Origin of the sequence: Streptomyces sp. NPDC056486, from assembly GCF_042795295.1 — a bacterium.
Taxonomy (GTDB): domain Bacteria; phylum Actinomycetota; class Actinomycetes; order Streptomycetales; family Streptomycetaceae; genus Streptomyces.
The window spans coordinates 1-10,659 of the sequence record NZ_JBHTSF010000239.1 but is presented as its reverse complement, the minus strand read 5'-3'; the positions used below and the strand labels follow the sequence as shown (position 1 = coordinate 10,659).

The window sequence follows — 10,659 nt, the reverse complement described above, 5'->3', positions numbered from 1 at the left end:
GCGGCGGGACAGGGAACCAGCCACCCGCCCACCCGCAGGGGAATGCGGCCCCACAGACCCACCCGATGCGCCCCACCCGGGGTGGAGAGTGAGCGGTGTCGGCCCCACCGGTCGCAGGTGTAGGCGGGCTGTCGGTGGTTTGTCGGTGGCGGCTGCCAACCTTGCGGCATGAAGCGAATCGACAACACCCCCGGCGGCGCCGGAAACGCCGTCACCGTAAGGGGACTGGTCAAGCACTACGGCGAGACCAAAGCATTGGACGGCGTGGACCTCGACGTACGCGAAGGCACGGTCCTCGGCGTGCTCGGTCCGAACGGCGCCGGCAAGACCACCCTCGTACGCTGCCTCTCCACCCTCGTCACCCCGGACTCGGGCTCGGCCTTCGTGGCCGGTTACGACGTCGTGAAGCAGCCCCGCCAGCTCCGCCGTGTCATAGGCCTCACCGGTCAGTACGCCGCAGTCGACGAGAAGCTCTCCGGGCGCGAGAACCTGTACATGATCGGGCGCCTCCTCGACCTCTCCCGCAAGGAGTCCAGGTCGAAGGCCGACGCCCTCCTGGAGCGGTTCTCCCTCACCGACGCGGCGAACCGCCCCGCCAAGACGTACTCCGGCGGCATGCGCCGACGCCTCGACCTCGCGGCGTCGATGATCGGCAGCCCCTCCGTCCTCTACCTGGACGAGCCGACCACCGGCCTCGACCCCCGCACCCGCAACGAGGTGTGGGCCGAGGTCAAGCGCATGGTCGGCGACGGCGTCACCGTACTGCTCACCACCCAGTACATGGAGGAGGCCGAGCAGCTCGCCTCCGAGCTGACCGTCATCGACCGCGGCAAGGTCATCGCCAACGGCGGCATCGACGAACTGAAGGCGAAGGTCGGCGGCCGCACCCTGCGCATCCGCCCGGCCGACCCGCTGGAGCTGCACCCGCTGGCAGGCGCCCTCGACGACATGGGCCTGACCGGCATCGCCACCTCGACCGTGGACGCCGAGTCGGGCACGGTCCTGGTGCCGATCCTCAGCGACGAGCAGCTCACCGCCGTGGTCGGCGCGGTCACCGCGCGCGGCATCACCATCGGCTCGATCGCCACCGAACTGCCCAGCCTGGACGAGGTGTTCCTCTCCATCACCGGCCACAAGGCCAGCGCCCCGCAGGACGCCCGCCCCGAACTCGAGGAGGTTGCCGTATGAGCAGCACCACTCTCGCGCCGCCCCTCCACCAGGGAGAGGCCGACGCCCGCATAGGTCTTCGCGACCACGTGCGCCACACCAGCGCCCTCGTCCGACGCAATCTGCTGTGGATCCGCCAGGACCCGGAGTCGATGTTCGACGCGGTCCTGATGCCGATCGTCTTCACGCTCCTGTTCGTGTACGTCTTCGGCGGCTCCATCGGGCAGGCCCTCGGCGGCGGTCAGGACCAGTACGTGCAGTACGTGGTGCCCGGCATGATGGCGATGATGAGCATGAACATCGCCATGGCCGTCGGCACCGGCTTCAACCAGGACTTCCAGAACGGCATCATGGACCGTTTCCGCACCCTGCCGATCGGCCAGGGCTCGGTCCTCTTCGCCAAGATCGTGGTGGAGCTGATGCGGCTGCTCATCGCGACGACGATCATGATGATCGTCGGTGTCCTTGTGGGCTTCGACATCACGAACTGGGGCGGCCTGTTCGCCGCCGTGGGCCTCTCCGCGCTCTTCGGCACGTCCATCATGTGGATCTTCCTGGTCCTCGGCGTCACGATGAAGAGCGCCCAGTCCGTGCAGGCGATGGGCTTCCTGGTCCTGATGCCGCTGCAGTTCGGGTCGTCGATCTTCGCCCCCACCCAGTCGATGCCGGGCTGGCTGCAGGGCTTCACCGACTACAACCCGCTGTCCTCGCTCGCGGACTCCGCGCGCGGCCTGATGGTGGGCGGCCCGGTCGCCCACGACATCTGGGTGACGGTCGGCTGGTCGGCGGTGCTCACCCTGACGATGGCACCGATCGCGATCCACAAGTTCCGTACGAAGGACTGAGTACGGACGCGCTAGCCGATGTGCCTGTCGCAGAGGGCGGCGGCCTCCTCCACGGAGAGGCTGCCGCCTTCCTCGTACGCGGCCTCGTACGCGGCGTCACCCAGTGCCTCGCGCGCCAACGCCTCGGCGGCCGTGTGGATCTCGCGCTCCGCGGCGGCGGCGAAGTGCCCTGGCGGCAGTTCACGGCGGGCGACGCCGATCAGCCGCGCGGCGTCGTAGGCGTGCCTGCCACCGTCGAGCGCGGCCAGGGCGCGGGCGGCGACGGTGAGATGGACGGAGGTCATCTGCGGCGCCATCATCTTGGTCAGCGGGTCGAGGGACTTGTCGAGCGCCGTGCGCGCCACGACGAGACCCTCGGTGTAGCGGCCGTCCACCGTGTTGAGCCACGCCTCGGCACCCAGCGTGAAACCCTCGAAGATGACGAACTCGACGGCCTTGAACTCCTCCCTAAGGAGCTGGAGTTGCTCGCGCGCCTCAGCGGTGCGCCCGGTGCGGCCGAGCAGGTCGACGAGGAAGAAACGGGAAGCGGGCATGGACTCGCCGTTGCCGCCGCCCACACCGTCACGCTCCAGGACCGACCAGAGCAGCTCCTCGCCCCGGGCCAGTTCGCCCGCCTCGGCGAGCGCCGCCCCGAGCCGGGCCGTGAGCACGCTCACCTGCGCGGGCGCGCCCAGCTGCTCCGCGTGTTCGATGGCGGCGGCGAAGTCCTCGGCGGCGAGGGTGTACCGGCCGCGCCGCTCATTGGCCTCGCCGCGCGAGGAGAGCGCCTCGGCCATGCCCCACACGTCGCCGAGCCGGGTGAAGATCTCCAGGGACTCGTCGGCGTCCCGGCCGGCATCGCCCGCCCAGTCGGCGCGGTTGGCGAGGACATTGGCGCGCTGCTGCAAGGACGCGGCGAGCTCCCAGTCGTAACCGAGCTCGCGGCAGGTGGCGATGGTCGCGTCGATGAGTTCGTACAGCTGGGTGATGTCCCCCTCCATCAGCACCGCGAAGAACCACAGGCTCCCCGGCGACCAGCAGGTCTGCGGAAGACCCGGCCGGTACGCCTCCCGGATGCCCGCGAGCCTCTCGACGGACTCGGGCGTCTGCCAGGCCTCCAGGTTCATGTCCATGCAGGAGAGCTGGATCAGGTGGACTCCGCGCCGCGCCTCTTCGAGCACCTCGGGGCGCATCGGCAGCGGGGCGTCCGTACAGCGTTCGTAGAGCGGTTCCACCGGGGTGACAGGGCGGGCGAAGGGGTCGGGGCCCAGAGCGATGACGTCGCGCGACCAGTTGCGGATCTCGACGCGCAGGTCACGGATCGTCCAGAACCAGGAGAGCGAGAGGACCAGACAGAGCGCCTCCTGCTCCTCCCGGGCGGCGACGGCGTGCCGCAGGGCGGTGCGCAGGTTCTCGTACTCGATCTCGAGCCCCTCGACGGCCTGCCGCTGTCCGGCGCCCCGCAGCCGCGGTTCGGTGAGCCTGGCGAACTCGCGGAAGTACACGAGGTGGGCCCGCTCGGCGGCGCCGCGGTCACCGGCTTCGTCGAGCCGCTCGCGCGCGTACTCGCCCACGGTCTCCAGGAGCCGGTAGCGCATCACGCCCTGCGGCGAAGGGGCGGCGACGACAAGGGACTTGTCGACGAGGGAGCCGAGCACGTCGGCGACGTCGAGCGGCTGAACGCCTGTCCCGCCGTCGGGTCCGGCGGGCTCGGCGGGCTCGGTCGGGGCCCCGCACACCGCCTCCGCCGCAGGCAGGTCGCAGCCGCCCGCGAAGGCGGAGAGGCGGCGCAGGACGGTGCGTTCGGAGGTGTCGAGGAGGCCCCAGGACCAGTCGACGACCGCGCGCAGGGTCTGCTGGCGGGGCAGGACCGTGCGGGCGCCGTTCGTCAGGAGCCGGAAGCGGTCGTCAAGGCGGTCGGCGATCTGCCGGGGGGTGAGCATGCGCAGGCGGGCCGCGGCCAGTTCGATGGCCAGCGGCAGACCGTCCAGGCGTCGGCAGATCTCCTCCGCCGCCGACCGGTCGTCCTCGATACGGAAGCCGGGTCGCGCCGCCGCGCCGCGGTCCGCGAGCAGTCGCAGCGCGATCGGCTCCGGCAGAGGCTCCACGGGGCGCAGCAACTCCCCCGGTACGCCCAGGGGTTCACGGCTTGTGGCGAGGACGGTGAGGCCGGGGCAGTGCGCGAGCAGCCGGTCCGCGAGGCGGGCGGCGGCGTCGATGACGTGCTCGCAGTTGTCGAGGATCAGGAGCATGCGGCGGGACCCGCAGTGCTCGGTGAGGCGTACGACGGGGTCGTCGGCGTGCCACTCCGACACCGCACGCAGCTCTTCGGCCCCCGCGCCGCGCAGCACCGTCTCACGGGCGCCGAGCGCGGTGAGGACGGCCTCCGGCACCGCGTCCGGGTCCTCGACCGGTGCGAGCTCGGCCAGCCATACGCCGTCGGGCACACCACCCGCGTAGGCCTCGGCAGCCTCCTGCGAGAGCCGCGTCTTCCCGGCGCCGCCGGGCCCGAGCAGCGTGACGAGGCGGGCCTGCGCCAGGTCGCCCCGGATGGCCTCGATGTCGCCCTCGCGACCGACGAAGGAGGTGAGCCTGGCCCGCAGGTTGCCCTGCGGTCTCTGCGCCGGGCGGGCCTGGACCGGAGGCGGCTTCGGGGCGTCGTGGTGCAGCAACTCCTCGTGGAGGGCGCGGAGTTCGGGCCCCGGATCGGCGCCGATGCGGTCCGCGATGAGGCGGCGCACCGCGTCGTACGCGGCGAGTGCCTGCGCCGGGCGGCCCGCGTCGCGCAGCGCCCGCAGCCGCAGGGCCTGGAGCGGCTCGTCGAGGGGGTGGGTGTCGCACAGGGCGGCGAGCTCGGGCAGCACCTGCTCGGCGCGGCCGAGGGCGAGGGCCGCGGCAAGCCTGGCGCGGCGGGCTTCGAACCGGCGGGACTCCCAGCGGGCGGCCTGCGCCGTGCGGTCCGGGAGGTCGGCGAGGGCGGGGTCCTGCCACAGGGCGAGGGCGTCGTCCAGGAGCGCCGCCGCCTTGGCCGCGTCGCCGTCCGCGAGGGCGTTCGTCCCCTCACCGGCGAGGCGGTCGAAGCGGTACAGGTCGATGTCGTCCGGTGCGGCGCACAGCGCGTAGCCGCCGTCGGTCGAAGTGATCGCCCCGGCACCGACGGCCCGGCGCAGGCGCCCCACCAGTGCCTGCAGCGCGGCGGTCGCGTCGGCGGGCGGATCGCCGTCCCACACTTCGTCGATGAGTACGGCCGCCGGGACGGGGCGGGGGACGCGGAGAGCGAGGACCGTCAGGAGAGCGCGCAGCCTTGTGCCGCCGACGGGGGTGGGAGTGCCGTCGGCCTGAATTGCCTGCGTGGTGCCGAGAATGCGGTAGCGCACGGGTCCATTGTCTCTGGTGGCGAAGGTGGCCACGCCTCCGCACCCGCTACCTCCGGCCCAGGTCCCTTTCGGGTATGAAGCTACGTATCCCTCACCTGGTCAGACATGCACCAGTTACCTTCCCGTCATGACGAGCCCTCCGAGAGCCCTCATCGTGGTCCGTCTATCGACGGAGACAGATGCCACAACCAGCCCACAGCGCCAGTTGACGGAGTGCGCGCTCTACTGCGACCAACGCGGATGGGACATCGTCGGAACAGCCGAAGACTTCGAGTCCGCTTCTCGCGCGACGCCGTGGCAGCGAGCGCAACTTGCGGCATGGCTCAACGATCGTGCTCCGGAGTTCGATGTCATTGTCGTCTGGAGACTGGACCGTCTCGTACGCAAGGTCAGCGATCTTCATGACCTGATCCACTGGGCTCAGAGACACGGCGACAAGGGCATCGTCTCCGTCACCGAGCCCTTCGACCTGACCGAGCCGTCCGGGGAGGCCATGGCCTCCATGATCGCTTCATTCGCCCGCATGGAATCGCTCGCGGCATCGGACCGGGTCACCTCGATGCGTCAGCACCTTCTGGCGACCCCGCGATGGGGTGGAGGGTCCCCGCCGTACGGCTACCGGACCTACGCGAAGGACGGAGGTCGGTACTTGGAGATCAACCCGGCCACAGCGGCGGTCGTGCAGGAGGCCGCGCGCCGAGTCATCGCCGGAGAAGCGATCAACGCGGTCTGTCGGGACTTCGAAAGCCGTGGTGTACCTTCCCCCGCCGACTCCTACATCAAGCGGAAGGCCGAGCGGGACTTCATCTGGCACCCCGCCACGCTGAAGAAGATCCTTTCCTCTCCAGGCCTTCTCGGCTTCAAGACCCTCAACGAGCCCGTAGCGGGGAAGAAGTATCAGCGCAGGGTTCTCGTCCAGGACGAGAACGGACAACGGATCCGCATGGCCGACCCTGTGCTGGATGAGGACGTCTGGGACAGACTGCGGGGCACTCTCACCGCTGCCTCTGTCTCTGTCTCTGTCTCCTCCAGGAAACCTGATTTCCCCAAAACCCCACTCCTCGGCGTGATCAAGTGCGGGGGCTGCGGAAAGAACCTGCAGCTGCACACCACGAAGAAGACTCGCAAGGACGGTTCCGAGCGGTCAACGAGCAAGATCCGCTGCCTGTCGCGCACGGGCTCACCTGCATGCAAGGGGTACGTATTCACACCAGAGACAGAGATCATTGAGCCGGTCATGCGGTTGGTCCTCGCAGAATTCGGCCACCTCCCCGTCACAGACCGCGCGTACGCGGTGGGCACGGACGCAGACCACTGGGAGTACCAGGAGACAGGACTGTCGTTCGCCGAGCGATGGCAAAGCGCCGATATCGCAGCCATGGCAAATGATCTCCTGCGAGCAGGCATCACTGTCGACTGTCACCCCCACGGCAGCAGCGGACACATCCTTCGATCCCCTAGTGACGCAGAGCAACTCCTCGCACGTCCCCGGGGCCGGCCCTGGCGCGGCCTCCCTCTCGACCTGCCGCCCCGGGACGCCGCTACCCTCAGCCCATGAACACTCGAACCGCCACCGCAGGGCACCGCGTAAGCCCCGTCTTCCTCGGGATCGTGGCGATCATGGCTGCCACAGGGTGGGCGGTGTGGACCGGCTTCGCCTCGTCCCCGGGCATCGCCGTCTTCCTGTTCGTCACTGCTGCGTGGATCGTCTCGCTCTGCCTTCACGAGTACGCCCACGCCCGCACCGCTTTGCACAGCGGCGACATCACAGTTGGCGCGAAAGGGTACTTGACGCTCAATCCGCTCGCCTATACCCATGCCCTGCTCAGCATCGTGCTCCCGGTGCTTTTCGTGATCATGGGCGGGATCGGTCTGCCCGGTGGCGCCGTCTTCATCGAGCGGGGCCGGATCCAGGGCAAGTGGAAGCACAGTCTGATCTCGGCCGCCGGGCCGCTCACGAATGTGCTGTTCGCGATCGTCTGCACCGCGCCCTTCTGGCTCGACGCGCTCTCCGGCGTCCCGGACACCTTCCGGTTCGCGCTCGCCTTCCTGGCCATGCTCCAGCTGACGGCCGCGATCCTGAACTCGCTGCCCATCCCGGGCCTGGACGGGTACGGCGTCATCGAGCCCTGGCTCTCGCACAAGATCCGCCGCCAGGTGGAGCCGTTCGCGCCGTTCGGCCTGATCGCCGTCTTCGGCATCCTGTGGATCCCCGAGGTCAACGGCGCGTTCTTCGACGCTATCGACGCGATCCTGCGGGGCCTGGGCGTGTACGACCTGGAGACGTACTGCGGCCAGGACTTCTACCGCTTCTGGGACGGCGACCCGAGCCAGTACTGCACGCTCAACCCGTAGCGGCGCGCGCGTTCCGCTCGGCCTTCGCCCGGCGCAGGTAGTACCACGCCATGTTCGACGAGAGTCCTGCGAGCAGCACCCAGACGACGCCGATCCAGTAGCCCTGGACGAAGGAGACCACGGCCGCGGCGACGGCGAGGGCGCAGACGATGAGGGCGTAGAGAGCGAGGCGGGGCATGGGGGTCGGCTCCTGTCGGGGGTCGGTTCGGGTGACGCCGGGCCACCGCGCGCAGCGATGTGCGCGGGCGGCGTCCGCACCCAGTGTCCCCCATGCCCGCTACGTCCTAGACGTCGGTCACGCGCAGCCCCGCGTGCGCCTTGTAGCGGCGGTTCACGGAGATCAGGTTGGCCACGAGGGACTCGACCTGGTGGGCGTTGCGCAGGCGTCCCGCGAAGACGCCCCGCATGCCGGGGATCCGCGCGGCGAGCGCCTGGACGAGGTCCGTGTCGGCGCGGACCTCGCCGAGGACCATCACATCGGTGTCGATCTCCTCGACGGCCGGGTCCTGGAGCAGGACCGCCGAGAGGTGGTGGAAGGCGGCCGTGACCCTGGAGTCCGGAAGGAGGGCGGCGGCCTGCTCGGCGGCGCTGCCTTCCTCGGGCTTCAGGGCGTAGGCGCCCTTCTTGTCGAAGCCGAGCGGGTTCACGCAGTCGATGACGAGCTTGCCGCTCAGCTCCTCGCGCAGCGCTTCGAGGGTCTTGCCGTGCCCGTCCCACGGTACGGCGACGATCACGATGTCGCTGCGCCGCGCGCACTCCGCGTTCTCGGCGCCCTCGACGCCGAGGCCGAGCTCGTCGGCGGCGCTCTGCGCCCGCTCGGCCGCGCGGGATCCGATGATCACCTTCTGGCCCGCGCGGGCCAGGCGGTAGGCGAGGCCGCGGCCCTGGTCGCCGGTGCCGCCGAGTACGCCGACGACGAGCCCGGAGACGTCGGGCAGCTCCCAGGGATCCTTGGCCGGAGCCTTCTGCACACTGTCGTTAGAGGTCATGCGGCCGACCTTACTCACCGCCCGGCCACCTCCTCTCTCAGGCCAGCTCGGTCACCGGTATCCGCCGGAAGGTGATCGTCTCGTACGCGCTGAAGTCACCCGTCTCGTAGAGGAGTCCGACGGTGTCCTCGTCGACGCGGACGAGATCGGAGTACGCGGCGGGCAGCCCGTCCACTGTGTACGCGTCCTGCCACGTGGTGCCGCCGTCGCGGCTGCGGCGCACCGTCATCAGGGCGCGGAAGCCGGGGTCGGCGGGCCCGGAGAACAGCAGGACGTCCGGCGTACGCAGCTGCAGCACGCTGCATTCGACGACCGGGCCGACGAGCCCGGCCTGTGGCCGGAAGGGCTTGGCCAGGCTCTGGCCGCCGTCGCGTGAGTGGGCGTCGGCGCGGGTTCCGGGGGCCGGGGAGTCGTTGCGGGTGTTGAAGTAGAGCCGCCCGTCGGGGAGTTCGGCCGCGGTGGTCTCGTTCACGTTCACATAGCCGTTGGTGTTGTCGTCGATGTAGCCGATGCGCCAGGTCTGGCCGAGGTCGTCACTGAGCAGGCTGTGGCCGCCGTTGTACTTGCCCTCGGTGCCGTTGTCCGTGCCGGTCGGCGGCAGGGAGTGGTTGGCGGGCACGACGACCCGGCCCGTACTGGTCTGCACCGCGTGGCCCGGTGTGGTCGCGTACCACCGCCAGTTCGCCTTCTTCACCTGCCCGGTGATCTCCCGGGGCGCCGACCAGGTGAGCCCGTCGTCGTCGCTGTGCTGGACCCACACCCGCCGCCCGTTCGCGGCGGAAACCTTGCCGCGCCGGATGGCGTCCTCGGTCGCGGCGGCGGCGTTGCGGACGTGGACGAGGAGGATGCGGCCGGTGCCGAGGACGACGGGTGCGGGGTTGCCCGCGAGGTTGTCGCCGTTCTTGGCGACGGCCTGGAGCGGGCCCCAGGTGCGGCCCCCGTCGCTGGACCGCTTCAGCACCACATCGATGTTGCCGAAGTCCTCCTGCGAGCCGAACCTGCCCTCGCAGAAGGCGAGGAGGGAGCCGGAGTTCGTGAGCACGACGGCGGGAATCCGGAAGCTCGCGTAGCCCTCACGCCCGGCCCGGAAGGGAACAGTTGTCTCATCAGCCATCCCCGGTCATTCCCCACCTCGGGCGAATTCCCGGTGAACGCCGCCTGACGACTACTGCGTTGAGGCAGGATGCGGCCCCATGGACGCCGTACGGGTCGCGCTGCTGCGCGAAGTGCTCGCAGGAACCGAGTGGGTGGGCGCGACGCGACGCTTCGCGGGCACGCTGCGGTCCTCCGTGGTGCCGCACGGGGGCGGCCTTCTGCTCGTGGGCACGCAGGAGTACGAGCCGTGGCATCTGGCCGCGCATCTCGTGGACGAGGCGGCCTGGTCCGGGACGCCGGAACTGACGCCGACGCTCGTACGCCACCGGGTGCGGGAGGGTGATCCCGCACATCTGTCGACCGGGCTCGGCCGGATCGAGGCGGCGCGGCGCGGTGAGACGCTGCTCGTGGTGGCGCCGGACACGCCCGCGCGGCCGCCGGGGGCGGGGTTGCTGGAGCGGGTGCATGACGCGCGTGCGGCGGGGGCGACTGTGCTTGCCCTGGGTTCGGGGCACGGGGATCTGCGGGCCATGGCTCACGAAACTCTCGTCGTGCCGGAGTCGCCTGACCTCGACCTGGACATGGTCCAGCACTTGGTGAGCGCGGCGGCCGGTGAGAACTCGATGCCTGCGGCGCGGGGCCGCCGGCGGCTGCGGGACCGGCTCTCACGGCTCGCGGACCAACTGACGGCGCCGCCTCCGGCACGGTGGTAGGCGGCGGCGCTTGAACTGGGCCGTCGCTTCTTGCTGGCGGGGCGCCTTCTGGGCCGAGCTGAACCGCCGCTTCGCGGCGGATTTTTCCCGCCCACCCGCCCGATTACCCCGCGTCACATGCCTTTCGTCCACTCTGCAC

The 10,659-nt window shown here is 70.4% G+C and carries 9 protein-coding genes; 5 read left to right on the top strand and 4 right to left on the bottom strand.

What is annotated here, in order from left to right; genetic code table 11:
* Positions 1–168 precede the first annotated feature (168 nt).
* Both ACFQ7F_RS43335 and ACFQ7F_RS43330 read left to right on the top strand, forming a co-directional pair.
* Entirely contained in the window at positions 169–1,188 is a 1,020-nt protein-coding gene (locus ACFQ7F_RS43335) for an ATP-binding cassette domain-containing protein (protein ID WP_383284369.1), read from the top strand.
* A complete protein-coding gene (locus ACFQ7F_RS43330; protein ID WP_383284366.1) occupies positions 1,185–2,012 on the top strand; it encodes an ABC transporter permease in 828 nt (275 codons plus the stop codon). Before ACFQ7F_RS43335 ends, ACFQ7F_RS43330 begins: the two co-directional genes overlap by 4 nt.
* Before the next feature lie 11 nt (positions 2,013–2,023).
* Here the strand turns inward: ACFQ7F_RS43330 and ACFQ7F_RS43325 are convergent, their stop codons facing one another.
* Positions 2,024–5,368 (bottom strand): BTAD domain-containing putative transcriptional regulator, encoded by a 3,345-nt coding sequence (locus ACFQ7F_RS43325; RefSeq protein ID WP_383284362.1) that lies wholly within the window; start codon positions 5,366–5,368, stop codon positions 2,024–2,026.
* Positions 5,369–5,384: 16 nt separating this feature from the next.
* Between ACFQ7F_RS43325 and ACFQ7F_RS43320 the strand changes: the two genes are divergently transcribed.
* Together ACFQ7F_RS43320 and ACFQ7F_RS43315 are read left to right on the top strand one after the other, a co-directional pair.
* A complete protein-coding gene (locus ACFQ7F_RS43320; protein ID WP_383284359.1) occupies positions 5,385–6,926 on the top strand; it encodes a recombinase family protein in 1,542 nt (513 codons plus the stop codon).
* Entirely contained in the window at positions 6,923–7,723 is an 801-nt protein-coding gene (locus ACFQ7F_RS43315) for a site-2 protease family protein (RefSeq protein WP_383284355.1), read from the top strand. Before ACFQ7F_RS43320 ends, ACFQ7F_RS43315 begins: the two co-directional genes overlap by 4 nt.
* Here the strand turns inward: ACFQ7F_RS43315 and ACFQ7F_RS43310 are convergent.
* The 3 genes from ACFQ7F_RS43310 to ACFQ7F_RS43300 all read right to left on the bottom strand — a co-directional run bounded on the left by ACFQ7F_RS43310 (position 7,713) and on the right by ACFQ7F_RS43300 (position 9,826).
* On the bottom strand, positions 7,713–7,901 hold the full coding sequence (locus ACFQ7F_RS43310) for a hypothetical protein (protein ID WP_383284352.1): 189 nt from the start codon (positions 7,899–7,901) through the stop codon (positions 7,713–7,715). The two genes, ACFQ7F_RS43315 and ACFQ7F_RS43310, sit on opposite strands and share 11 nt — an antisense overlap.
* A gap of 106 nt (positions 7,902–8,007) precedes the next feature.
* Positions 8,008–8,712, bottom strand: coding sequence for an NADPH-dependent F420 reductase (gene npdG / locus ACFQ7F_RS43305; RefSeq protein ID WP_383284349.1), 705 nt, complete (start codon positions 8,710–8,712; stop codon positions 8,008–8,010).
* A gap of 37 nt (positions 8,713–8,749) precedes the next feature.
* Complete coding sequence (locus ACFQ7F_RS43300; protein ID WP_383284346.1) at positions 8,750–9,826, bottom strand: exo-alpha-sialidase; 1,077 nt, start codon at positions 9,824–9,826, stop codon at positions 8,750–8,752.
* Between the two features lie 79 nt (positions 9,827–9,905).
* Between ACFQ7F_RS43300 and ACFQ7F_RS43295 the strand changes: the two genes are divergently transcribed.
* Entirely contained in the window at positions 9,906–10,520 is a 615-nt protein-coding gene (locus ACFQ7F_RS43295; protein WP_383284344.1) for a hypothetical protein, read from the top strand.
* The last annotated feature ends 139 nt before the right edge of the window (positions 10,521–10,659 follow it).